At 53.8% G+C, this 22,224-nt stretch carries 24 protein-coding genes, 2 pseudogenes and 1 riboswitch; of the genes and pseudogenes, 14 read left to right on the plus strand and 12 right to left on the minus strand.

Annotation, left to right across the window (positions count from 1 at the left end; translation table 11 throughout):
- Window positions 1-118: 118 nt before the first annotated feature.
- Window positions 119-1,438: a phage/plasmid primase, P4 family gene (locus tag DWY95_RS14400; protein ID WP_118554042.1), complete on the minus strand. Its 1,320-nt coding sequence runs from the start codon at window positions 1,436-1,438 to the stop codon at window positions 119-121.
- A gap of 624 nt (window positions 1,439-2,062) precedes the next feature.
- A riboswitch (FMN riboswitch) is annotated at window positions 2,063-2,177 on the plus strand.
- A gap of 151 nt (window positions 2,178-2,328) precedes the next feature.
- Here DWY95_RS14400 and ribD point away from each other — a divergent pair.
- The 6 genes from ribD to DWY95_RS14430 are packed head-to-tail and all read left to right on the plus strand — an operon-like array spanning window position 2,329 to window position 6,648.
- Complete coding sequence (ribD, locus tag DWY95_RS14405; RefSeq protein WP_118554043.1) at window positions 2,329-3,453, plus strand: bifunctional diaminohydroxyphosphoribosylaminopyrimidine deaminase/5-amino-6-(5-phosphoribosylamino)uracil reductase RibD; 1,125 nt, start codon at window positions 2,329-2,331, stop codon at window positions 3,451-3,453.
- Window positions 3,417-4,058 carry a riboflavin synthase gene (locus tag DWY95_RS14410; RefSeq protein WP_187116989.1) on the plus strand — a complete coding sequence of 214 codons (642 nt, stop codon included), beginning with the start codon at window positions 3,417-3,419 and terminating at the stop codon, window positions 4,056-4,058. The genes ribD and DWY95_RS14410 overlap by 37 nt, the downstream gene beginning before the upstream one ends.
- A gap of 12 nt (window positions 4,059-4,070) precedes the next feature.
- Complete coding sequence (locus DWY95_RS14415) at window positions 4,071-5,267, plus strand: bifunctional 3,4-dihydroxy-2-butanone-4-phosphate synthase/GTP cyclohydrolase II (protein ID WP_118554044.1); 1,197 nt, start codon at window positions 4,071-4,073, stop codon at window positions 5,265-5,267.
- A gap of 21 nt (window positions 5,268-5,288) precedes the next feature.
- The gene (gene ribE, locus DWY95_RS14420) at window positions 5,289-5,765 is read left to right on the plus strand and encodes a 6,7-dimethyl-8-ribityllumazine synthase (protein ID WP_098924552.1); all 477 of its coding nucleotides are present in this window, start codon (window positions 5,289-5,291) and stop codon (window positions 5,763-5,765) included.
- Window positions 5,766-5,785: 20 nt separating this feature from the next.
- Complete coding sequence (locus DWY95_RS14425; protein ID WP_118554045.1) at window positions 5,786-6,202, plus strand: response regulator transcription factor; 417 nt, start codon at window positions 5,786-5,788, stop codon at window positions 6,200-6,202.
- A complete protein-coding gene (locus DWY95_RS14430; protein WP_118554046.1) occupies window positions 6,199-6,648 on the plus strand; it encodes a low molecular weight protein-tyrosine-phosphatase in 450 nt (149 codons plus the stop codon). Before DWY95_RS14425 ends, DWY95_RS14430 begins: the two co-directional genes overlap by 4 nt.
- A 79-nt stretch (window positions 6,649-6,727) precedes the next feature.
- On the opposite strand, the gene DWY95_RS14435 is transcribed toward DWY95_RS14430, so the two are convergent.
- Entirely contained in the window at window positions 6,728-6,979 is a 252-nt protein-coding gene (locus tag DWY95_RS14435; protein WP_118554047.1) for a DUF6061 family protein, read from the minus strand.
- A 100-nt stretch (window positions 6,980-7,079) separates the two neighbouring features.
- Window positions 7,080-7,301, minus strand: a complete 222-nt coding sequence (locus tag DWY95_RS17130; RefSeq protein WP_158577568.1) for a hypothetical protein — start codon at window positions 7,299-7,301, stop codon at window positions 7,080-7,082.
- A gap of 221 nt (window positions 7,302-7,522) precedes the next feature.
- Between DWY95_RS17130 and DWY95_RS14445 the strand changes: the two genes are divergently transcribed.
- Window positions 7,523-7,774: a DUF6061 family protein gene (locus DWY95_RS14445; protein ID WP_118554049.1), complete on the plus strand. Its 252-nt coding sequence runs from the start codon at window positions 7,523-7,525 to the stop codon at window positions 7,772-7,774.
- Between the two features lie 115 nt (window positions 7,775-7,889).
- Here the strand turns inward: DWY95_RS14445 and DWY95_RS17245 are convergent, their stop codons facing one another.
- The 9 genes and pseudogenes from DWY95_RS17245 to DWY95_RS14485 form a co-directional block, all read right to left on the minus strand.
- The gene (locus DWY95_RS17245) at window positions 7,890-8,036 is read right to left on the minus strand and encodes a hypothetical protein (RefSeq protein ID WP_187116992.1); all 147 of its coding nucleotides are present in this window, start codon (window positions 8,034-8,036) and stop codon (window positions 7,890-7,892) included.
- Between the two features lie 324 nt (window positions 8,037-8,360).
- Entirely contained in the window at window positions 8,361-8,993 is a 633-nt protein-coding gene (locus DWY95_RS14450; protein ID WP_118554050.1) for a CPBP family intramembrane glutamic endopeptidase, read from the minus strand.
- A gap of 606 nt (window positions 8,994-9,599) precedes the next feature.
- A pseudogene (locus tag DWY95_RS14455) lies at window positions 9,600-10,062 on the minus strand (relaxase); the annotation flags it as partial.
- A 260-nt stretch (window positions 10,063-10,322) separates the two neighbouring features.
- The gene (locus tag DWY95_RS14460) at window positions 10,323-10,778 is read right to left on the minus strand and encodes a DUF3592 domain-containing protein (protein WP_015564803.1); all 456 of its coding nucleotides are present in this window, start codon (window positions 10,776-10,778) and stop codon (window positions 10,323-10,325) included.
- 861 nt (window positions 10,779-11,639) lie between these two features.
- Complete coding sequence (locus tag DWY95_RS14465) at window positions 11,640-12,539, minus strand: 4Fe-4S binding protein (RefSeq protein ID WP_118554051.1); 900 nt, start codon at window positions 12,537-12,539, stop codon at window positions 11,640-11,642.
- Window positions 12,536-13,000 carry an FMN-binding protein gene (locus DWY95_RS14470; RefSeq protein ID WP_118554052.1) on the minus strand — a complete coding sequence of 155 codons (465 nt, stop codon included), beginning with the start codon at window positions 12,998-13,000 and terminating at the stop codon, window positions 12,536-12,538. The genes DWY95_RS14465 and DWY95_RS14470 overlap by 4 nt, the downstream gene beginning before the upstream one ends.
- On the minus strand, window positions 12,997-14,109 hold the full coding sequence (locus tag DWY95_RS14475) for an FMN-binding protein (protein ID WP_118554053.1): 1,113 nt from the start codon (window positions 14,107-14,109) through the stop codon (window positions 12,997-12,999). Before DWY95_RS14475 ends, DWY95_RS14470 begins: the two co-directional genes overlap by 4 nt.
- An 81-nt stretch (window positions 14,110-14,190) precedes the next feature.
- Complete coding sequence (locus DWY95_RS14480; protein ID WP_118554054.1) at window positions 14,191-15,507, minus strand: penicillin-binding Tp47 domain C-containing protein; 1,317 nt, start codon at window positions 15,505-15,507, stop codon at window positions 14,191-14,193.
- Window positions 15,508-15,871: 364 nt separating this feature from the next.
- Window positions 15,872-16,708, minus strand: coding sequence for a hypothetical protein (locus DWY95_RS14485; protein ID WP_118554055.1), 837 nt, complete (start codon window positions 16,706-16,708; stop codon window positions 15,872-15,874).
- Between the two features lie 361 nt (window positions 16,709-17,069).
- On the opposite strand from DWY95_RS14485, the pseudogene DWY95_RS14490 reads away from it, so the two are divergent.
- From DWY95_RS14490 to DWY95_RS14525, 7 genes and pseudogenes are all read left to right on the plus strand, one after another.
- Window positions 17,070-17,327, plus strand: a pseudogene (locus tag DWY95_RS14490) (ZIP family metal transporter); the annotation flags it as partial.
- Window positions 17,328-17,547: 220 nt separating this feature from the next.
- Window positions 17,548-18,156: a class I SAM-dependent methyltransferase gene (locus tag DWY95_RS14495; RefSeq protein WP_118554056.1), complete on the plus strand. Its 609-nt coding sequence runs from the start codon at window positions 17,548-17,550 to the stop codon at window positions 18,154-18,156.
- 9 nt (window positions 18,157-18,165) lie between these two features.
- On the plus strand, window positions 18,166-19,029 hold the full coding sequence (locus DWY95_RS14500) for an MBL fold metallo-hydrolase (RefSeq protein ID WP_118554057.1): 864 nt from the start codon (window positions 18,166-18,168) through the stop codon (window positions 19,027-19,029).
- Window positions 19,026-19,727, plus strand: coding sequence for an L-2-amino-thiazoline-4-carboxylic acid hydrolase (locus DWY95_RS14505; RefSeq protein WP_118554058.1), 702 nt, complete (start codon window positions 19,026-19,028; stop codon window positions 19,725-19,727). The genes DWY95_RS14500 and DWY95_RS14505 overlap by 4 nt, the downstream gene beginning before the upstream one ends.
- Entirely contained in the window at window positions 19,727-20,923 is a 1,197-nt protein-coding gene (locus DWY95_RS14515; protein ID WP_337995342.1) for an acyl-CoA thioester hydrolase/BAAT C-terminal domain-containing protein, read from the plus strand. Before DWY95_RS14505 ends, DWY95_RS14515 begins: the two co-directional genes overlap by 1 nt.
- Before the next feature lies 1 nt (window position 20,924).
- Window positions 20,925-21,557: an L-2-amino-thiazoline-4-carboxylic acid hydrolase gene (locus DWY95_RS14520; RefSeq protein ID WP_118554059.1), complete on the plus strand. Its 633-nt coding sequence runs from the start codon at window positions 20,925-20,927 to the stop codon at window positions 21,555-21,557.
- A gap of 6 nt (window positions 21,558-21,563) precedes the next feature.
- Window positions 21,564-22,166: an L-2-amino-thiazoline-4-carboxylic acid hydrolase gene (locus DWY95_RS14525; protein WP_118554060.1), complete on the plus strand. Its 603-nt coding sequence runs from the start codon at window positions 21,564-21,566 to the stop codon at window positions 22,164-22,166.
- The last annotated feature ends 58 nt before the right edge of the window (window positions 22,167-22,224 follow it).

A 22,224-nucleotide genomic window follows, 5' to 3' on the forward strand; every position in this document is an offset into this window, starting at 1 on the left:
AACAACACCCCTATAAAGTGCGTTTTCGGTCAATTGCTGCGTACGTGCGTACGGAGAGAGGGCGGCTGCCGCGTACGCACGTACGCAGCAAAACACCCGAATTCTCCTTTTATGGGGGTCATGTCCTCCAGCCGTTTGGCGTAAGGTCGGGCTGCACAAGGGCTTCGATGCCCACAAAGCCCCGGACACGCCGCCCGGAAGAATTGATGATGTTGTTGGTGGATTCCAGATTGTACCTGCGCTGGTTGGCGATCAGGGCATCGCTGAACCCTCTGGCCTTGATGGCGTTCAGGCTGTTCTCCTCACACCACATCCGGTAGACCTCGTACAGCTCTTTCGAGCTGGTGCAGGCATCCGCCTTCAGGCGGATGTAACCCTCGGATTCGAGGAAGTCGAACACATTGTTGTTGTCCCGCTTCACCAGTTCCCGGTTGCGCTTGGTACGGTCGCTCTCGGTGAACTGAAACCCGTTCTTCACCAGCCGCTGCAACCCCTCAAACGCCCACAGCAGGATATCCTCGACCTCTGCTGCCATCTTCTCGGCAATGTCTGGGTCATCCACACGGGAGAGGGGCTTGTCCTTGGTGGTCAGAATGAGTTGGCGGCGGTAGAAACCGTCCGAGCGGTCATACAGAGCCTGCAAGTCCCCGTTGCTGAACGCCAGCAGACGGGCGTACATCCAGCCCTGATAGCTCTGCTTGCCCTTGCGCTCCAAGTCCATCTGTCCCTGTGCGGTCACGATGGATTTGACATAGTTGGTCTGACGCAGGGCTTCCATCCGCATATCATCGTCCACGCAGAGCAGGGTGTGTTCGAGGTCTGCGTGGGCAAAGCGGTTCTCCGAGATCTTGCCGATGCTGCCATCCTTCATGTTGCAGCCGAACAGCCGGGACAGCACCACGCCGATTTGCGACTTGCCCTCGCCGCCGCTGCCCTTAATGACCATCATGCGCTGTCCCTTGTTGCTGGGGATCAGGCAGTAGCCGATGAACTCCTGCACAGTGGGAATGTCCTCCGGGTAGAGCAGATCGGACAGGAACTGCAGCCAGTGGACGGGCTGGACGGCTTTCGGGTCATACCTGACCGGGAGCCGGTTGCGGACGATCTCCGGCTTGCCCTCCTGAAAGGTGCCGTCCAGATACAGGGTGCCGTTTGCCAGCGCAATGCGGTCGGTGACGGGCGGGAAGTCCTCCACCTGTGCCGCCAGTTTCAGAACATCTACGACATTGCTGACCCGTTTTGCGATATTTGCGCCGATATGGTCTCGCAGCATATCGAAAATTTCACAGCGCAGGTTCATGGTGTCTGTGACCCTGCCTTCCGGGGTGAAAAATGCGCCATTCGAGTAAAGCAGTTGATGGGTGCTCAGAAAATCGTCACAAAACAGGGATTCGTTGAAAAGGCCTTTCTTGATCCATGCAGGGGTAAAATTACTCATAGGCATTCCATCCTTTCGTTGGCGTTACGGAAAAACAATGTGGTCAATTTGACCACATTGTTTTCTGGTAACTGAGGAATCAACGTTTAGCCGTTCTCCCTGCATGGATTTCCTGCCCCCTTCCGGCGGCGTTTTCCGGCTCGCTCTTGCGAGGTCATCACCGGGTATCCCATGCAGACGGTCATGCGGTTTTCAAGGTGCAACGGGCAAAACAGCAATAAAAAAGCCGTCACAAAACAGACCAGCCCTGCCTTCGCTTTTTCTGGAAGGTCATGCTAGTCAGTTATGTAACGGCTGCAAGCCAAGATGTTCAGCCCCGCAGGGGCTGAACGAATATGTAAAAACATGTTATATTCAATTTTTGGGATAGACTACCACAAAAATCGAGCCGTGTCAACAAAAAACTTTGAGGCTACGCCACTTTCGGCAGGGTGCAAGAAAAAACGAGGAAAACTTTGGCAAAAAGAGAGAGGGCTGGACGGTGCCAGCCCTCTTGACAAGGCAACAACAGCCCAAAAGTTTCATTCCCACCCTCAAACCATCTTCATCCCGGTTTCGTCCCGGTTTGCAGAATGCCCTTGCAATCCGAAAGAAGCCGTGCTATAATGCCGCTGTAATTAAATCATAAATCTTCAGGGCAGGGTGCAATTCCCTACCGGTGGTACAGCCCACGAGCCGTAAGGCATGATTCGGTGAAACTCCGAAGCCGACAGTACAGTCTGGATGAAAGAAGATATCAAGTGCAGAACCCGTACGGTCCTGCGCTTGTGGAGGCTGCTCTGGGATGCGTTTGCATTCTGGAGCTTTCTTTTTTGCACAAGGATCCCTTGTGTTTTTTCGGCTTGCCCTGAACGTTTTTGTTCAGGGCTTTTTCTTTTGGAGGCAACACGATGAACGACAAAGACTATATGCGTCTGGCTTTGCAGCTTGCAAAAAAGGGCTGCGGGTGGACATCGCCCAACCCGATGGTGGGTGCCGTGGTCGTAAAAGAGGGCAGGATCATCGGACAGGGCTGGCACCAGAAATACGGTCAGGCTCATGCGGAGCGCAATGCGCTGGCATCCTGCACCGAAGATCCGCAGGGAGCGACCCTGTATGTGACATTGGAGCCGTGCTGCCATTACGGAAAGCAGCCGCCCTGCGTGGATGCGATTCTGGACGCGGGCATTCACCGGGTGGTCGTGGGTTCCGCTGACCCGAATCCGCTGGTAGCCGGAAAAGGAATTGCAATCCTGCGCGCACACGGCATAGATGTGACCGAAAATGTTCTGCAAGAAGAATGCGATGCGCTGAACAAGGTATTCTTCCACTATATCACCACAAAACGCCCCTTCGTTTCCATGAAATACGCCATGACGATGGACGGAAAAATCGCCACATACACAGGCGCTTCCAAATGGATCACCGGGGAAATTGCCCGGAATCATGTTCAACGGCAGCGGCACCGATTCCGCGGCATTATGGTGGGAGTCGGAACCATTCTGGCAGATGACCCGCTGCTGACCTGTCGGATAGAGGGTGGCCGTGATCCTGTCCGGATCATCTGCGATACACATTTGCGGACACCGCTGCAATCACAGGTGGTCATGACCGCCAAACAGGTCCCCACCATTCTTGCGACCTGCTGCGGCGACCCAGAGAAGCAGGCGGCATATCAACAGGCCGGGTGCCGGATTCTTTTTCTGGAAGAGCAATGCGGTCATGTGAATCTTCTGCAACTGATGGAACAGCTGGGGCAGGAGCAGATCGACAGCATTCTGCTGGAAGGCGGCGGAACCTTGAACTGGTCTGCACTGGAAAGTGGCATCGTGCAGCAGGTACAGGCTTACATTGCCCCGAAGCTGTTCGGAGGAAGGGATGCCAGAACACCCATCGAGGGTGCGGGTATCCCGCTTCCGGATGCTGCATTCCGCCTGAAGAACAGCCGATTGGAACAGCTTGGCGAAGATTTCCTGATCGAAAGTGAGGTGGAGTACCCGTGTTTACCGGAATTGTGGAAGAAGTCGGAACAATAAAATCCATCAATCGGGGACAGCATTCCGCCGTACTGACGGTTCGTGCAAAAACGGTTCTGGAAGGAACCAGGATCGGCGACAGCATCGCCGTCAACGGCATCTGTCTGACCGTCAGGCAGCTCTTCCCGGATAGCTTTGCTGCGGATGTCATGCACGAGACATTGAACCGCTCTGCACTTGCACAGCTCACCGTTGGAAGTGCGGTCAATCTGGAACGTGCCATGCCGGCCAACGGACGTTTTGGCGGACACATCGTAGCAGGCCATGTGGATGGCGTCGGACGCATTGCCAACATCCGAAAGGACGATACCGCTGTCTGGTACACCATTCATGCGGATCCCGCGATCCTTCGCTATGTCGTCGAAAAGGGTTCCATCACGGTGGATGGCATAAGCCTGACCGTGGCTGCAGTGGAACCCACGGGCTTTGCCGTGTCCACGATACCGCACACTGTCCGTCAGACGAACCTGCACCAGCGGCACAAAGGAGATTTTGTCAATCTGGAAACCGACGTTGTCGGAAAATATATTGAGAAGCTGCTTCAACCGGAAGCACCGAAACAAAACACACTCACAAAAGAAATGCTGCTGCGCTGCGGCTTTTAAGGAGCGTTTACAATGAACTTCAATACCATTCCCGAAGCTTTGGAAGACCTGAGACAAGGAAAAATCATTCTGGTAACGGATGACCCCGACCGTGAAAACGAGGGGGACTTCATCTGTGCTGCCGAATTTGCCACCACCGAAAACGTCAACTTTATGGCGACCCACGGCAAAGGTCTGATCTGTATGCCGATGTCCGAGGCTTTCGTCCAGAAGCTGCAATTTCCACAGATGGTGCAGCATAACACCGACAACCATGAAACGGCATTTACGGTGTCCATCGACCACGTTTCTACTTCTACGGGCATTTCTGCCGCAGAGCGTTCCATTACGGCGATGGCTTGTGTGGACGATCACGCAAAAGCAGAAGATTTCCGCAGACCGGGCCATATGTTCCCCCTTCTGGCAAAAAAGAACGGTGTGTTGGAGCGCAACGGTCACACGGAAGCAACCGTTGACCTGTGCCGTCTGGCAGGGCTGAAAGAATGCGGCCTGTGCTGCGAGATCATGCGGGAGGATGGCACGATGATGCGCACCGCTGAACTGGCAAAGCTGGCAGAGCGTTTCCAGATCAAATTCATCACCATCCGTGATTTACAGGAGTACCGCAAGTGTCACGATAAACTGGTCGATCAGGTGACAGCGGTGAACCTGCCTACCAAGTATGGCACCTTCAAAGCATACGGTTTTGTGAGCCGCCTGAACGGAGAACATCACATTGCACTGGTAAAGGGCGACATTGGCGATGGAAAGGATGTTCTGTGCCGCGTCCACTCCGAATGCCTGACAGGCGATACGTTCGGCTCCTTGCGCTGCGATTGCGGCCAGCAGCTGGCCGCCGCCATGACACAGATCGAAAAAGAAGGCCGGGGCATCCTGCTTTATATGCGGCAGGAAGGCCGGGGCATCGGTCTGATCAACAAGCTGCGTGCCTATGAGCTTCAGGAGCAGGGCATGGATACGCTGGAAGCCAATCTTGCCTTGGGGTTCCATGGAGATGAACGGGAGTATTATCTCGGCGCGCAGATCCTCCGGGAACTTGGCGTAAAAAGCCTGCGCCTGCTTACCAATAACCCGGACAAGGTATATCAGCTCTCCGAGTTTGGGCTGGAGATCTCCGAGCGCGTACCCATTCAGATGACGGCGACCCCGTATGACCTGTTTTACCTGAAAACGAAGCAGGCACGGATGGGACATATTCTGGAATATTAACAACGAAAGAGGTATTTAAGAATGAAAACGTTTGAAGGCAAGCTGGTTTCTCAGAATATCAAGATCGGTATCGTAGCAGCCCGTTTTAACGAGTTTATCACGTCCAAACTTCTGAGCGGAGCAATGGACGGTCTGCTCCGGCACGATGTGCAGGACGCTGATGTTCATGTTGCATGGGTTCCGGGTGCTTTTGAGATTCCGCTGGTCGCCTCCAAAATGGCAAAAAGCGGAAAGTACGATGCTGTGATCTGTCTTGGTGCCGTGATTCGCGGCTCTACCAGCCATTACGACTATGTGTGCAATGAGGTTTCCAAAGGCATTGCCACGGTTTCACTGGAAAGCGGAGTTCCCGTGCTCTTTGGTGTTCTAACCACCGAAAACATCGAACAGGCCATCGAGCGGGCAGGCACCAAAGCAGGTAATAAAGGCTATGACTGCGCGGTCAGTGCCATCGAGATGGTAAACCTGCTCCGGGAAATGGATACCGCCGCAGAGTAAAATACACGCAGGAGTTTGCCATGATTGTTATAAAAACCCGACAGCCTGACCCGGAATTGGAGCAGAAGATCCGGATGCTTCTGGAACGAGAGCACATCGAGGCAGAGCAAATATCCATTGATTCATGGGAGAAGTTGGTTCTTCCGGGGCTTACACTGGATGGAATGACCCACGAAGTGTCATGCAACGGCAGAAAAATCTCCCTTACACGACTGGAGTTCGATTTGCTGCTGATGCTTGCTTCCCACGAAGGACAAATCTTCTCAAAAGAAGAGCTTTTTCGTGCTGTGTGGGGACAAAACTGTGACGACACCTTAAAGGTCGTGGCAAATACCGTTTCCAATCTGCGAAAGAAGCTGGCCGACTGCGGCAGCTTTATCCGCACCACCCACGGCGGCTATACCTTTAGGAGCAAAAAGGAGAACGACCCGGAATGACCAGAATCTTATTTGTTTGTCTGGGAAATATCTGCCGAAGCCCGATGGCCGAATATATCATGAAAGACCTTGTGTCCAAGGCAGGGCTTTCCGAGCGATTTGAAATCGCATCAGCCGCCACCAGTGCATGGGAGATCGGAAATCCGGTCTATCCTCCTGCGCAGCAGAAGCTGGCAGAACATGGCATCGACTGCAACGGCAAGACCGCTCGGCAGATGACCCGGCTGGATTATGCACGGTGTGATCATCTGATTGGCATGGATGAAAGCAATCTGTGCGACATCCTGCGGCTTGTCGGCGATGACCCACAGCATAAAGTCTCTCTGCTGATGGCGCATACAGGTCAGCCCCGTGAGGTAGCAGACCCATGGTTCACGGGAGATTTTGAAGCCACATGGCAGGATGTGCTGGAAGGGTGTACGGCATTGCTTGAAGAACTGCGCTAAGTTCCTTTCATTTCTCCTGCATTAAACCACAGCCCCGCTTTGGCTTCTCCTTCGCCAAGGCGGGGCTGTGGTTGTTATGTCATTGATCTTCCAGTCTGCCGTGGTCGCAGCCGAGTGACAGGAAACGTTTGATCTCCCCATCCAGCACCATCTGTGCATACTCCAAGGGCTTATGGTACAGCAGCCAGTCCAGTTCTGCCCGCTGTGCCGGGGTGTTGCCGTATTTGTCCTCAATGGCGGTGCAGTCGATGGCAACGGCAGAGCCGTCCGCAAATCGGGCTTCCACTCGGTTTGTGTTTATGTTGAAGCAGCAGGAATGCAGTTTGTTCATAGTGAACCTCTTTCTATATAAGGTAGTGTCTGTTCGATTGTCCAAATCCCTGCCATGAATCATGGTTGTTGATGTACATTTGATGCTCGGTCTGAACAGGCTAGATTGCAGCGGCCATTTTCCCGGCTTTGTATAAAAACCCAATGCCTGTTTTAAGGGGTTGATTTTGGCTCTGCACATTTTTGCACACCGGAACGGCTGGATAACGGATGCAAGATGGGATAACAGGTGCAAAGAATGCAGCAGATGCAAAATGCTGATTTACGATAAAACGATAAAAATGATGAATTTGTGTAATTCTGGAAATTGATGATTGTTGCACGTCGGTTTCTCTTAATCAGTGGACCCAGGGTTCGAGTCCCTGGAGGTGCACCACAACAACAAAATCTGAACTTTTTTCCGATAGGAGAAGGGTTCGGATTTTTTGTATTCATTGGAAAACAGAACGAATCCCTTGCTTCCATCGAAAAACGTCCTAGACCTTATCATAAGAAAGCACGACAGACCACTGTAAGAGTGCCGTAAGGCAGAAAGGACACAAACATGAAGTACGATGAAAGAGCTTGCCATTTCAACATGGACACCGGCTGTGTGGAGCTGCTGCTCCGGGATGGGAGAAAAATCTCTATCGACTGTACCGGGGTCGAGGATGCGTTGGATGTTACCATGGCGCAGCGGTCAGAGCTGGACTACCTCATCTATAATGACCCTCTGGCGTATGCAGACTTGATTCTGAACAGCGAACCGGAGGAATATCTGAAGAACGTGGCTGGGAACCACGGATTAGAGGACTAAACGCAAAAACAGGGTGCGCCCCGAAGGACGCACCCTGCAAAAATCCACACACGATAAGTAAGGCAGGGAGTTCCCCAACGGGAACTTCCTGTTTTTCTTTGGTTGCAATATGAGCCTATTCCGCCTGCCATGCGGCAAACTCCCGTTGTCCTTCCTCACTGTTCCAGCAGGCAAGAATCGCCGGGTAGAATGCCCGTGCCAGACGTTCGATGGCTTCATCGGGGTAAGGGGAAATGTTTGTGGACTTTTTCTTTTTGTTCAAACGCACACTCCTTTGACGATCCGCAGACAGTTTAGCATGATTGTACCTGATGCATCATTCCTGTACGAATCTCGTAAGTTTATCTGCTACGGCATCATGGGAGGCACTGTGAATAATAACGAGAATCAACTTTTTTCCTAGAGTTTTAACAAGCAATTGATCAGGCTATGTTCAGGTTTTCGTCAAGATTGCTTTCGGGTTCATCCAGCAAGATGCAAGTAAAGTCACCCAAAAGAGTACGTGCTGTCAGGCAGCAGGGATCTATGCGAGAGGTCTGACAGAAGTGGATGATGATACCGTTGGCATTCCAACACTTATGCTTTGTTACGCCGTACCCTTGGGCAACAAGAATGTGAAAACCATAATGGGGGAAAGAATATTCACAGCCGCATGGATTGCCCAGCCATACAAAATACTTCCCTGTGCCTTTTGCAATGAAAGCCATCCCAAGGCATAGCCTATTCCACCCGTTAGCAGCACTATGACACACAGCGCAGGGATATTCTTGTCTGGCAGCGCAGTAATGTGTACCATACCAAAAATGAGTGCCTGAACGGCATTCCCTGTTTTCTCTCCAAATTTATGGCACAGGCGTTTACAAAGAAACCCCCGGAACAGGATTTCCTCCGACAGCGAAGTCTGCACGATCGCCCATATCAGTATAACTGCAGATGTTTCTATACTCCAACCGGTCTGCCGAAACGCATCCACTGTAAAACCCTGATAATTCAGATTTCCAGATCGATAGAGCCACATATATGGTAAAAATAATGCCGCTAAAAATCCCGCAAGAATACAAAACATAGCATTCAAAGGCGGGGCAGGTGCTGTACTAATTCCCAACCACTTAAAAAAGCCTTTGACCCTTTTCTGTGTAAGGATATACCACACAAATGGAACACCTGAAAAAATCAAAAGTTGCAATACCGCACTTGTTATCTGGTTGAGCAGGATCATACCGTTCCTCCATTATCATCGTGTTCTTCAAAGGCAGCGCCTGTCCGTTGTGCAATGCAGTCTGCAGGACATCAGAGCGCCCTTATTCTGCGCCTGCAGCAGGAAAATCTTTCCGGTTTTATTTGTCACTGCAGTCGCACCCGGTCTTTCCCGGAAATGCCGCTTCTTTTGCCGAAGGGTCGTACTTTGGCCTGTAATGACCGCCGAATTGCAGTTCCGGCCATTTACTCTTCCGTATCTTGCCGCTTTTACAATGTTTTTCGATAAATCGACTAATAATTTCCACAAAAATCTCGATTTTTCATATTTTAACACAACACAAACAGACCGTCAAGCTTTCCTTTCTTGCGGCCTTATTCTTTTATTCAATTTCACCAACCTTCTTTTCTCGACTGCCTCTCTTGCCGTTTAGCCTTCTCTAATGCGTGGCCTATCTTTCCTTATGCTGTCAGCCTAATTTCCCGCTAACATTCTCAGAAGGCGCTACCAGCGCTCTTGTACCCCAGAATCCTGCGCAGGCAGCTGTTGGTCCAATTCTCCGTTGCGGCGATTTCCTCTGCCGTGACCTTTGTGAAGTCCATTCCTTTCGGGTGGCGACGGATCATGCCGCCCACGGCTTTCCTTGACGACAATGCCGTACTGCTGCATGAGCTTGTCAGAGAAATCTTCAAAGCTCGTGGTACGGTACAGCACCGAAGAAATCTGTTTCCGCAAGATGTCCTTTACGGTTTCAAACTTCTTCTGCCTGGGCTGCTGTCCAGTTGCGGTAAGGGCAGCATTTTCACGGTCAAGTTTCATCTGACCGCGCCTACGCGCCCAATACTCCGCTTCGCTCACGCGCTCCTTCGAGCCGTTGAGCAGGTCGATCTGGTACAGACCAGCACCCTCACACAGCTCCATGACCTCAACACGCAAGTGCCGCATGGTCTGGGCTGTGCTGGAGTGCTTCATACCCTCGCGCCAGTCACGGGGCTTTTGCATATAGGGCTTGCGCCCGCTCCATGGTCAGGCCGTTCTCTACTGCGTCCTTCGGGTCGAAGCTGATGATATAATGGTGGGTCTTCACGTCCGCAGACTGTTCGTAAAACAGTATTCAACAAATGACACGGCAACTGGATGTCAGGATTGGTTACTGTTCACTCCGCTAGGCCTAAAAAGCATTAAGTCCCATGACCACACCGCCGAGGTGTTGGCCATGGGACTTTTTGTGTCTGGGAGCGGCACACCTCTATCGAGGTGTAACACACTAGACTTTGTTCCAAAGTCGTGTGCCAAAGGAGATTACGCTCCTTTGAAATTTCCGTTATCATAGAGGAAAGAAACAATCTATTAACTTTCCCATGCAGCAACAATGCTTCTTTCTGGGTTTTGAGGGTCAATAGTCACCTTTATAGGTGTTCCCTTGCTCACGAGAGGGTTGAACCAAAACCAATGGGACTGTCCATAATAAGTGTCTTTTCCAATCTTGTATTGGTACCGAATCACCCAAGGATAAATTACATCTTCATCAGCAAGGTGATAGGTACTCATGTGGAATTTTATGTGAACCCTTTTTACTGCATTAACTTTTCCGGAAACAATCTTTCCGTTTTTCAGCAGGTCTGCTTTGCGGATGTCTGTAATCCATGCTACCCCGATAATTGCCATAGCAATAAGCCACGCAGCTATGAGTGCCCCGATTCCAACTTGCTTATAGGCGATAGAAATCAGAAAAGCAACAAAAATCCCAACAGCACCAAGAATATGGAGCAAATCTTTAGAAAAGAACTTATGGATTTTTTTCATGGAAAGACACTTCCTTTCTCGGTAGACAACATTATTTGTTCTATTGTATCATATGCTCTGTGTTTTTTCAAACCAAGTCAAGTGATTGGTGAAACGACATGAAATAATTGCATCTCACGACAGGTCACCAAAGATAATTGGATTTTTGCAAAAAGAGGAGTAGTGTATCATCGAAGGATGTGTTATACTCAGTCCATGGAACAATTATGAACTTTATTGTTACTCGGCAGGGTTTGGGGCAGGCACGCCCCAACAAGATCACTTGGAAAACTCGCAAGAGTTTGAGAAGTGAAGTCCCGGATGGACAGGAAATTTTCAAGAATTGAAAATTTGTGGCCACGGGACGGTTCTTGCCCTCTACCGCTGCGCTCAAAACGTATTTTTAACAGATGTTTCCGAATTGTTAAGACGCAAAAATAAGTAGAGAGTTCCACTGCTCGTGTATGTTGATCGCCGTTTGCTCCGAACGAAGTTCCTGCCCCTGTTTGTGCAGCGGCGTTGACGAAAAGTCGGTATCACGTTTGGTCGGCTCATGAAATTTTCAAGGTGCGTTTCCCGTAAAAGAAAAATACCGCCCACGCAGCGCAGCGATGATTTTGTCGGGTGACTCAGCTTCAACTCGGCCCTCATCCTTCTGGGGGCTCTGGGCATCCTGCCCCCTGCCACCAGCGCCATGCTGCATAACCTTTCCACTCTTGGCATCAGTCTGCGCAGCATGACAGACCTGTTGGAGCAGAAGCCTTCCCTGTAAAAATGGTACGCCGGAGCGTCCGCAGATGCTCCGGCGTACTGAAATTATGAATCCATCCCAGCCAAAAGGAGGCTGCTGCACAAATACCGTGCGGCAGCCTCCTTTTTGGTTCAGATAAACCGGCAGAAACCCAGCCAGCAGCCCAGCAGGAAGAAGAGCAGCGCCTTCGCCAGTACCGGCAGCCACAGGCTCTTGCACAATGTCCTATCCCACCGGTGGATGTTCTGTTTAGGGCAGGTGCCCACGCAGGCTTCACAGGCGAGGCACTCCCCGCTGCGCAGGCTGCTTTCCTCCAGCTTCAGGCAGACCGGGCACTGCTGCTTGCAGGCATTACAGCCCGGTATACAGCCATCGCTCTGCCGGTGCAGCCGTGCAAAGGGCAGCACCGGCAGCAGGGCGAACACCGCTCCCATAGGGCAGAGAAACTGACAAAAGAACCGGGGCTGCACTGCCATGCCCAGCAAGATGAGCACAAACAGCGCAATGCCCACGCCGAAGCCCTCCGGCGGCAGACGCAGGGCCGTCAGGTGGGAAAACACCTCCCACGGGTTTGCGCCGGTCAGAAGCTTTTCCTGCTGGGTCACATACAGCGCCACCAGCCCCGCCAGCAGCAGATATTTGACCTTCTGCCCCCAAAGCACCGCCCGCTCCGGCAGACGGAGCTGCTTTTTGCGGTGGAACAGCTTTTTCTGGAGTAGCCCGGACAGCGCCCAGACGGCATCACCCAAGCTGCCGAAGGCGCAGGCGTATCCGCAGAAGAACCGGTCGAACAGCAAAGTGAAGCCGCACAGCCCCAGCAGAGAAAACGTGAAGCTGTCCGCTGTGAGCACCTCGCCCGCACCGATGTGCAGAAAGAGCTGCTTTATCCCGGAAAACCCGGCCACGAATGCGCCCGGCATGGACACAAAGAAGAACAGCTGCACCCCGGCGCGCAGCCATGTACGGCGCTTTTTGTCCCGCTGGCGCTGCTGCGCCGCCGTCAAAGGCTTTGTCTGTGTTTTTTCCATCATCCTGCCGCCTTTCCCAGTGCGTCCTCGACTGCACCGATGAGACCTTCTGCCGTGAGGGTAGCGCCGGAAACGGTATCCACCCCGGCAGACTGTATTGCCAGCATCTCGTCCAGCAAAGGCAGCGCCTGCTTGTAGTAGGGCTTATCCTCGCCGGAGGCATCCAGCACCGCAATATCGGTCATTTTTCCGTTCCGGATGGTCACCGACACCCGGATGACATCGCCAAAACCAAAGGCGCTGCCCTCATAGGTGCCGTCCCGGTAGCCGCTTTGGGTCTGCTCTGCCTGCGCTGCGCTCTGCGCCTGTAAAACGGAAGCGTTGTAGGCTTCCACCTCAGCGATCTCCTGCTTGCGCTGGCTCACCGCTGATGCCCGGACCAGCGCCACCTGCTGGTATTGCCATAGTACCCCCAGAATCAGCAGCAGGTTCACCGCCCGGAGAAGAAAATTCTTGTATTTCATTCCGCGGCTCCTTCCGTTTCAGGTTCGGCTTCGGTCTCTTCCGATGGCAGCACCGCTTCGGATGCCGGCAGCACTTCCTCAGAAGATGCCGGTTCCGGTTCAGAGGATGCCGGTGCATCTGCCGGGAAAAGTTGCTGCCATATTTCTTTGAGCCATGCGGGAACGGCGCTTTTTTCCTCCGGCTGCACTACCTCCACGGTGGGCGCAGCGACCGGCATTTCATCGGGTCCCGGTACTTCAGACGGTGCGGCGGCTTCTTCTGCCGCTTCTTCCGATGCTGCCTGCTCCGGGTCGGCTTCCTCTGCCGGGGCAACTGCCGCCTTTGCCAGTGCCAGCTTGACCGCGTTCAGGATGCCGGTGGAGGAGTAAGTCGCGCCGGAAACAGCATCCACGTTGGGACTTTGCCCTTCCAGAATGGCGGGGATGACCTGTTTTGCCTGGGAAAGATATTCCTCCTCATCCTCGGCGCTCAGAAGAGTGATATCGGTGATCTTATCCTCTGCCACCGTGACCTGCACCGTGATCTCGCCCTCAAAACCCATGGCCTCGGCGGTGTAGATGCCGTCAAGGTAGGTAGAGGGCGCGGTAAATTCCTCCACCACCAGCGGTGCGGCGGGCTCCGGCTGCGGCGGCAGGGGGTTGTTGACCACCTCGCCGGTCAGGGCGTTCTGCACCGCGCCCAGAATGCCCCGGCTGGTGTAGGTGGCCTCGGAAACGGCATCCACTTCCCAGCTCTGGGCCTCCACTACAGTGGTCAAAAGCCGCTTGGCGCGCCGCAGAAACTGCTTTGTCTCGTGGGAAGCGTCTAATATCTCCACCTCCGTGATGCTGCCGTTTTCCATGGTGACCTGCACCCGGACGGCACCGCCGTAGCCCCGGGAAGAGCCGACGTAAACTCCATCGGCATAGGGCAGTTTGGGCAGTACTTCTTCCTCCGCTTCGGAGGAAGCGGCTTCCACCGGCTGCTCCACCACAGCCGTCAGTCTTTCCGGCACGGCGGCCAGCACCGGCACGGTGCGGGGCAGGGCAAACAGCACGGCTGCCGCTGCCGCCACCGCCGGGAGCAGCTGCACCAGCGGCAGCAGCGCATTGCATTGTTTTTTGTTCATTCCATCTTCTCCTGACACGGAAAAGCAAGGTCGCCTGCTTAAAGCGACCTTGCCTTTTAGGTGTTCTGTTTTTTTGCCGGATCAGGCAGCCTTCAGGTTCTGCACAGCATCGGTCAGGTGGGTCACCTGTTCCAGTGCAGCAGCCTTATACAGGGTATCCCGGCTCAGCAGCTCCACGCTTTCGGCGAGCTCAGTCTCCAGATCAGCGTAGCTGGCTGCGGTGTAAGCGGCCTTTGCCTTGCTCTGTGCCGTGGCGACCACAGCCTGCAGGGCGGCGCGGTCTGCATCGCTTGCCAGCTCGTGCTTGGCAAGGTTCTCGGCAGTGGTCTGGAACTTCACCACCGTGTCGGCATAGCCCAGTGCGCGGATGGTGATGGCCCAGTAGCCGGTGCCATCAGTGCCCTCCGGCAGCTGGCAGCGGGCGGAATCGCTCAGACCCAGCTGGATGCCCATGGACTTGTGCATCCAGTTGTCGGCTGCAAACTTGGTGCCGTAGGAGGCCTTGGCGTGGGTATAGGTGCTGTCATCGCCGTAGTAGGTCCACGCCACAGACTGCATCCGGGAGCCCAGCTCGCCGTAGTTGCCGTTCAGATCCACACGGATGAACTCGCCAAAGCTGCCTACATCGCTGCCGCTGCGCAGGTTCACGGTAAGACCATCCGCAGCCTTCTGGGCGGCTTCTGCCACGCCGGAACCGGTGCCGGTATGTGCGGCAGAGAAAGTGTAGCCATCGCCGCTCTTGGTAGCGTACTTCAGGCCGTTGGTGTTTTCGTCCACCGCAGCCGTTAAGGTATAGGCGGTCAGGTTCTTTTCAGAGTAGCCGCCCACCAGCTGACCGCCGTTTTCCACCACGGTGTACTTGGAGCAGAAATCTGCAAGGTCGCTGGTGGCCACGCGCACCGGCACATACTTGGTGCCCAGCACCTCGTAGTGATCCATCTGCACGGTAGAACCGTCGGCCTTGGTAATGGTGCCCCGGTTCCAGCCCACAGTGGTGCCATCGACGAGATAGATGGTCTTGCCGTCGTCCGACCAGTGGGAAACGGTGTAGCTGCTGCCGTCCTTGGCGTAGATCACAGCAGTGCTCTGGAAGCTGCCGCGGTGCAGACCGTGGTTGACGGTAGCGCGGGAGACCGCATCAAATGCGCCAAGGTCGTGCTCCTCGTGACTGTCCAGCTGCGCAGAGGCGGCAGTGCTGCCGGCAGCATAGACCTTCTCGTTTGCCCAGTACTCATCCCAGGTCAGGGCAGCATAGAGGTAGGTGTACTTTTTGCCCAGCAGAAAATCGAAAAAGCCGTTCTCCTCCTCGGCGGGGGTTGCTGCAAAGGCGGTAGCGGTCAACAGAGTGAACGCCATAGTTGCCGACAGCAGCAGGGAAAGAAATTTCTTCCGTTTCATGAAAAATGCTCCTTTCATCGCAATGGCAGAAAATGAGACCATATAGTTAGTACAGTCTAACATTTCGCGCAAAGAAAAATCTGTGGGGCGAGGCCCCTCAGATGGTTAGACTTGGCTAATTGACGAAACCTAAAATAGCACGCCTGCAGAGCCTTGTCAAGAAAAAGCGGGAATGTTTATGGAGGCTAATTTTTCGGCAGAAGGTGCCGGCATCAGGATGAAGTTTGCTGGTCCCGGCCATGGAGCTGGACTGCGGCTGCGGCGGCGGGGCGAACATCAAAACAGAGAAAAGCAAGGCCGCCTGATGCCAGGCGACCTTGCCGTTTTGTGCCGTATTTGCTAAATCAGGCAGCTTTCCGCGACCTCACAGCGCCACATTGACCGGCAGGACATACACGCCGTCGGCGGCGTAGAAGGTGATCTGAGTAATCGTCTTGCCGATGATGGATGCAAAGTAAGGATCATCGGCATTGAAGCCCAGCTTGGTACCATGCCAGATGTTGGTCACATGATGCAGGCCGTACTCACTGCCATCGGCGGTGGTCAGAACTACGCCGTAGACCTTGTTGGCCTTGTAGTCCAGATCAAAACCGGAGATCTTCATCTCGTAGGTGGTGTGGTGACCGTTGGTATTCAGTTCCACAGTGGTGCCCTCTACGGTGATCTCGGCGGCGCGGACCTTGCCAAACTCCCACTTGCCGCTCAGCAGGTTATACCATGCGGTGATGTAGTAGGCAGGAGTCTCACTGAGCTTGTAGTAAGCGTAGCTCTCGTTCTCAAACAAGGCATCTGCGCCGGTGTAGGTGGTGGTGGATTCCTTGCCCTTCAGGGTAACGGTAATGTCGTAGCTGTCGGCATCGGTGACCTGCTTTGCATTCTTCAGCGCCCACGGGGTCAGCACCTTGACCGGGAAGGAAACGCCGGTGATGTCGGTGCCATCTGCGTTGACGTGGTAGGAACCGGCGGCAAGGTTGCCTGCACGGGTCTTGTTCTTGGTGGCGCTGGTCACAGCGTCGATCTCAGATGCGTTGTCCACACCGGCAGCCTTGTAGAAGTCGGCGTAGGGGATGTTCATCTGGACATAGCTGGAGGTCAGGCAGTTTTCCTGTTCCACCTCTTCCGCAGCGAAGGCTGGGACTGCCACAGCGCACACCAGCATGGCGGCAGCAAGTACACCTGCAAATACTTTTTTCAATCTCATTATAGCACACCTCTGTCTCTGGTTTGAAAATACACGGTTAGCTCGGCCTAACATTTCGTGCAAAGAAAAACCTGCGGGGCGAGGTCCCTCAGATGGTTAGGCTGAGCTAATTAACAAAACTTAAAATAGCACGCCTGCAGAGCCTTGTCAAGAAAAAGTGGGGATGTTTATGGAGGTTAATTTTTTGGCAGAAGGTGCCGCAAAGCCCTTGGGCAACACCGCACAATTCCCGCCTGACGGCTTGAGCGCCGTTCCGGCGGCTGCGGCACTTAGAATTATGCGGGATTGCCCTTGACCTTTTTGCCGGAGCGCAGTATACTTTTTATGTGGTTAGTTATGCTTAACTGCAAGGAGGTACGACATGATACAAGACGCATTCTGGGGGATCCTGATCCCCTTTCTGGGCACAAGCCTTGGGGCAGGCTGTGTATTCTTTTTGAAAAAGTCCCTGAGCGACGGCATCCAGCGTGCCCTCACCGGCTTTGCCGCCGGGGTCATGGTGGCGGCATCGGTGTGGAGTTTGCTGATCCCGGAAATGTCGCAGGGGCAGCACTCCAACGTTGGCACCGTGTTTTTTGCGGTAGGCTTCAGCGTGATGATGGTGCTGGATGTGGCACTGGGGTGACGGTTGGGGGTTCCCGAAAGCGAAATCTCTTTCGGAATCTCCGAAAATGCCTGAACTTCTTGACAGAGGAGACGGCAGGGCGTATTATTTTGGCAGAAGGGCCGCTGAAAAGCGGATTTTTATAGAGCAAAAAGTTAGCATTACCTAACTACGGCGCGAGGAACTGCGTGAAAAGCATTGCATTGTGAACGGTAAATAGAAAGAGGGTGGCGTTATGTCCTTTTTTGAAAACACCCGCAAGCCCGTAGGCCTTGGCGGGAAGATCATGGTTGCCATGATGAACGTTGGCCACAGCGCAATGGCGGCGTGGGGACTGCGTTTTTTGCAGCTTGCCCCGGATGCCATGGTGCTGGACTGCGGCTGCGGCGGCGGGGCGAACATCAAAACGCTGTTGAAACTGTGCCCTAAAGGCAAGGTGCAGGGCATCGACTATTCGGCTGTCAGCGTGGAAAAAGCGCGTAAGGTCAATGCGGGTGCCATTGCGGCGGGACGGTGTACCGTGCAGCAGGCAAGTGTGGCAGAACTGCCGTTTGAAGCGGAGCAGTTTGAGGTAGTGACCGCCTTTGAAACGGTCTATTTCTGGCCGGAACTTGTGCAGAATTTCAGAGAGGTCTATCGGGTGCTGAAGCCCGGCGGGGTCTTTTTCATCTGCAATGAAGCAAACGGCGAAACCGCAAAAGACGACAAATGGACGCAGATCATCAATGGGATGACCATCTACACGGATACTGCCCTGAAAGCATATCTGGAGCAAGCAGGCTTCTGTAAGATCCAAAGCCACAAAAATAAAAAGGGCTGGCTGTGCATTACAGCACAGAAATGAGGTGCGATCATGTCGAAAAAAGCAACGGAATTTCAAAGAAAAGCAATGAGCTGGATGTACCGGGGCAAGGAAATCTTCAAGCCTTTGAACACCGGCTGGATCGACGAGAATGTTGCCTGCGTGCGCGAATGGGTGGCAAATATCTTCTTCTACCGCAAGGGCGATACCACCATTATGATCGATGCTGGATACAACTACGACCGCCTTGCCGAAAAAATGGGCTGGCTTGGGATTGATCCGAAGTCGATACACCATATCCTTATCACCCATCAGGACACCGACCATGTGGGTGCGGTGAAAGCAGACGGTCCGGGGCTGTTCCGGAATGCGAAGCTGTACATCGGCGAGATCGAGAACCGGTATCTCACCGGCGAGGTGCGGCGAAAAGTCATCTATCATCTCTATAAATTGCCGCAGGTGACGATCAACAATGAAAAGGTACTGCTGCACGATGGGCAGGTACTTGACATTGACGGCATCAAAATCGAGTGTTTTCTGGTTCCCGGTCATACATGGGGACATATGGTCTACCTCATTGACGATAAGTACCTTTTTACCGGCGACACGCTGTGGTTTGGCGCGGACGGCGGCTACAGCTTCATTTCCTCGCTGGCGGAGGACAATAAGCTGGCTGTGCAGTCACTGGCGGAGCTGGAGCGGAAACTGCGCGCACGTGGGCTGCATCCATATTTCATCACCGGTCATACGGGATGGACGGACAATTTTGCCTTTGCGTTTGCCCACAAAGACAAGAGCTGTTCACCATTCAAAAAACGAGTACACGACCCATCGGCGCCCTATGATGCCTACGACGAATCGGATGACACCGAAGAAAATGCAAAGAGCGGTTTTCTGAAAGGCGTGGGAAGATGAAGGACAGTGAGTTACAAATTGACCGTAGCTGCCATGTGCTATATTCCAAACCCTGCAAAAAGGAAATTCTGGCGAAAATCGCTCTGCACTATCCGGAGGCAGAGCGCGAAGTGATATGGGAGCAGGTGCAGCTGAGATACGCAGAGCTTCTTTCCAAGTGGCGCACCGACCTCGGCGGTAAAAAGAATTTTCACAACGGCGTAGGCGGCACCTACGACTGCATCGCCATCATGTGCTTTTACGATGTGTGCCGGGATGTGGTCACATTCCGCGAAATGGAAGAGATAGAAGAAAATCTGATCCTGCCGTCCTTCCGGAAGCTGCGATTCGTTGACATCAACAAGCCATTCTGGAAAAAGCTGATGTATCGGGCATTCAGCACCGCCCAAAAGCACTGTGACACATGGCATGATTACGAGATGGATGTTGCGCCTTACGAAAACAGCAAGCCCATCTATTATGAATTTACGGCGTGTCCGGCGGCGGAATTTGCCAAGCGGTTCGGATTTACGGACATTATGCCCGCCCTGTGCAATGTGGACTATGCGTCCATGGAGCTGCTCCACGCAAGGCTGGTGCGGACGACCACCTGCGTGGACGGCTGCCGGTGTGACTACACCATCTGCGGCGATCAAGACCCGTATGCAAAGGAACATCCCGAATATCGGGATGAAAACGGATACAGGAGGAATAAGTAATGCTTTTACAGGTGATTCTGGAAGGTCTTGGGCTGGGAATCCTGTTGGTTCTCGTCTGTGCCGTGGGCATCCGCAAAGGGGCTGTTGGGATGGTGCATCTTTACCCCATGGGACAGCCGCCTGCAGGTGTCCAGCCGGGGCTATATGCTGGGTTACAGCGACCTGAAAGACCCTTCCGTCAGCGGCTTTTTCCGATTCCTCGCAAGGATCGGGGACAACGGGATGAAAATGCAGATCGTGAAGATCGGATTTGGAGGCAGAGCATGAAACACCTGCACTTTGATGTGGAACTCAATGGCTTTTACGGTGCGTATTGGGCGTGTGCCGGCGGTTCAGACTGTGCGGTCATCACGATAATCGGGGATGATCCAGAGGATCGGCTTGCGCGCTCGGCAGTGAAATGGCTTTGCGGGTGCGGTGTAAATGTGCTCACAATGTCGCCCGCGAAAAAAGATTACGGACATCATAATTACCCGCTTGAGCGTGTGGAGACGGCAATTTCATGGCTGAAAGCTAACGGTAACAGAAAGATCGGCATTGCCGGTGCATCGACCACCGGAACGCTTGCGCTGACAGCGGCTGCCATGTTCCCGGATATCACCCTGACCATTGCTATGACGCCCAGCGACTTTGTGTGGCAGGGCTTTCTGCAGGGCAAAAGGGACGGCTGCAAGGAGTGGCCGGTCGAGGGGGAATCGCTGTTCTCCTACCGGGGCAAGCCGCTGCCCTATATGCCGTTTTGCTATCAGCATCCCGACTATTGGCATTGCATCGCCGCCGAGAGCAAACGCGCCGGCGATATGGTAAACTCCCGCAAGCTGTTTGACGATTCCGAGGCAGCTCATCCGATCGAGCCGGAAGAATACATTCCCGTTGAAAACATCCGGGGAAAGCTGCTGCTGATCGGCGCGGAGGACGATGCGCTGTGGGACACCGCAAAGTATATCCGCCGGATGGAAAAGCGCCTTGCCGAAAAACCGCATGACTGCGAGATCGAGACGATGGTTTATGCCCACGGCACCCACTTCGTTTTCCCGGAGGGGATGCTGAAAATCATGCTGCCGGTTGGCTCCGGCCTATTTGTGAAGTTCGCGTTTCAGGCAGCAAAAAAATATCCGAAGGAATGCCGCCAGACCCGGATAGACATCGAGAAACGGATGTGCCGGGTGTTAGCGGAATGGAAAGGAGCAAAGTGAGATGCGTTGGACGGGAATGCCCATGGCCATGTGGGCGGTGTTTGCCAGATCGTTTCAGACGCAGCTGACGGCGGTGCTGGGCTATGATGCAGCCACCGCAAAGCAGATCACCAAAAGCGCCAAGCCGAAATACAAAGAGATCATCGCCAAATTGCCGGAGTTTGAAAAGGCCGACCGCTTCCAATTGAACATCATTGGCTGCGCCATGCTGGGGGCGTTCGTTCTCTGTATGCCGAAGCGGCCGGATACAGAGGCGCTGACGGTATACTATGAGAACGCTCAGATGACGCCGCTGATGAAGTGGTTCTGCCGCAAGAGCGGAAAAAGCAAGTTTACCGCAAAGGACATTGCCGCCATGAAAGCCACTGCCGCCCTGAAAGCCGCCGACCGCAACCCCTATTCGTGGAACATGGACTTTTACGAGTATCCCGACGGCAGCGGCTACGAGGGACGCTTTACGAAATGCGGCATCTGCACACTGATGCAGGAGCTGGGTCTGTACGACCTGACCCCCGCCCTGTGCCGTCTGGACTACACCATGAGCGAAGCGGGCGGTGTGACAAATTTTGTGCGGCAGTACACCCTTGCCTCCGGCGGACCCTACTGCGACTGCGGGTACAAAAAGAAAGGGTAACGGACGATGAAGAGGAAGGAAACCTATCTCTCCCGTGATTTCCGGGAGACTGTGGCACTGCGCTTTCCCGCGCAGGCAAAGGAACTGAACACCGCTTTCAATATGCGCCTGAGTGCGCTGCTGGCTGAAAATGCAGATGCAAGCAAGGAAAAGCAATACCACCTCAAGCGGCAGATCTTGCCGGGCATTGCGGCCTACGAGACCTTGCAGCGGGTCATGCCGAAAGAGGAGGCTCTGCAAACCGTGCATGGCTATGTGGAGCGGCTGGCGAGAACGAGCCACAAACAGCTTGCCGCCCTGCTGCACATACCGGGGCTTTACCGCCTTGTTCCCGGCGTTTTTGTCAAATCCACCCGGAGCGTTTTCGGCCCGGCGGCGGGCTTTGCCCCAAAGGAACTGCAGACCGGTAACGGCGTCTGGCGTGTGGATATGATGAAATGCCCCTATCACGACACCTGTGCAGAATACGGCTGTCCGGAGCTGTGCCGCTGCTTTTGCGACAGCGACGACATCAGCTATACCGGACTGCATCCGAAGCTGATCTGGGAGAGAAGCATGACGCTGGGGCGTGGAAATGACCGCTGCGATTTTTGCATGAAGGTCAGATAATAGTGGGCGGCATATTGAAATGGAAATCAAACGATTCGGTACATGGTATTTCTGGCAT

The sequence above is a fragment of the Faecalibacterium sp. AF28-13AC genome, assembly GCF_003478405.1.
In the GTDB taxonomy this organism is placed as follows: domain Bacteria; phylum Bacillota; class Clostridia; order Oscillospirales; family Ruminococcaceae; genus Faecalibacterium; species Faecalibacterium prausnitzii_E.

What these genes read in the sequence shown, in the direction of transcription:
- DWY95_RS14400 (WP_118554042.1), bottom strand. Translation starts at nt 1,438, where the DNA reads ATGAGTAATTTTACCCCTGCATGGATCAAGAAAGGCCTTTTCAACGAA.
- ribD (WP_118554043.1), top strand. Translation starts at nt 2,329, where the DNA reads ATGAACGACAAAGACTATATGCGTCTGGCTTTGCAGCTTGCAAAAAAG.
- DWY95_RS14415 (WP_118554044.1), top strand. Translation starts at nt 4,071, where the DNA reads ATGAACTTCAATACCATTCCCGAAGCTTTGGAAGACCTGAGACAAGGA.
- ribE (WP_098924552.1), top strand. Translation starts at nt 5,289, where the DNA reads ATGAAAACGTTTGAAGGCAAGCTGGTTTCTCAGAATATCAAGATCGGT.
- DWY95_RS14425 (WP_118554045.1), top strand. Translation starts at nt 5,786, where the DNA reads ATGATTGTTATAAAAACCCGACAGCCTGACCCGGAATTGGAGCAGAAG.
- DWY95_RS14430 (WP_118554046.1), top strand. Translation starts at nt 6,199, where the DNA reads ATGACCAGAATCTTATTTGTTTGTCTGGGAAATATCTGCCGAAGCCCG.
- DWY95_RS14435 (WP_118554047.1), bottom strand. Translation starts at nt 6,979, where the DNA reads ATGAACAAACTGCATTCCTGCTGCTTCAACATAAACACAAACCGAGTG.
- DWY95_RS14445 (WP_118554049.1), top strand. Translation starts at nt 7,523, where the DNA reads ATGAAGTACGATGAAAGAGCTTGCCATTTCAACATGGACACCGGCTGT.
- DWY95_RS14450 (WP_118554050.1), bottom strand. Translation starts at nt 8,993, where the DNA reads ATGATCCTGCTCAACCAGATAACAAGTGCGGTATTGCAACTTTTGATT.
- DWY95_RS14460 (WP_015564803.1), bottom strand. Translation starts at nt 10,778, where the DNA reads ATGAAAAAAATCCATAAGTTCTTTTCTAAAGATTTGCTCCATATTCTT.
- DWY95_RS14465 (WP_118554051.1), bottom strand. Translation starts at nt 12,539, where the DNA reads ATGATGGAAAAAACACAGACAAAGCCTTTGACGGCGGCGCAGCAGCGC.
- DWY95_RS14470 (WP_118554052.1), bottom strand. Translation starts at nt 13,000, where the DNA reads ATGAAATACAAGAATTTTCTTCTCCGGGCGGTGAACCTGCTGCTGATT.
- DWY95_RS14475 (WP_118554053.1), bottom strand. Translation starts at nt 14,109, where the DNA reads ATGAACAAAAAACAATGCAATGCGCTGCTGCCGCTGGTGCAGCTGCTC.
- DWY95_RS14480 (WP_118554054.1), bottom strand. Translation starts at nt 15,507, where the DNA reads ATGAAACGGAAGAAATTTCTTTCCCTGCTGCTGTCGGCAACTATGGCG.
- DWY95_RS14485 (WP_118554055.1), bottom strand. Translation starts at nt 16,708, where the DNA reads ATGAGATTGAAAAAAGTATTTGCAGGTGTACTTGCTGCCGCCATGCTG.
- DWY95_RS14495 (WP_118554056.1), top strand. Translation starts at nt 17,548, where the DNA reads ATGTCCTTTTTTGAAAACACCCGCAAGCCCGTAGGCCTTGGCGGGAAG.
- DWY95_RS14500 (WP_118554057.1), top strand. Translation starts at nt 18,166, where the DNA reads ATGTCGAAAAAAGCAACGGAATTTCAAAGAAAAGCAATGAGCTGGATG.
- DWY95_RS14505 (WP_118554058.1), top strand. Translation starts at nt 19,026, where the DNA reads ATGAAGGACAGTGAGTTACAAATTGACCGTAGCTGCCATGTGCTATAT.
- DWY95_RS14515 (WP_337995342.1), top strand. Translation starts at nt 19,727, where the DNA reads ATGCTTTTACAGGTGATTCTGGAAGGTCTTGGGCTGGGAATCCTGTTG.
- DWY95_RS14520 (WP_118554059.1), top strand. Translation starts at nt 20,925, where the DNA reads ATGCGTTGGACGGGAATGCCCATGGCCATGTGGGCGGTGTTTGCCAGA.
- DWY95_RS14525 (WP_118554060.1), top strand. Translation starts at nt 21,564, where the DNA reads ATGAAGAGGAAGGAAACCTATCTCTCCCGTGATTTCCGGGAGACTGTG.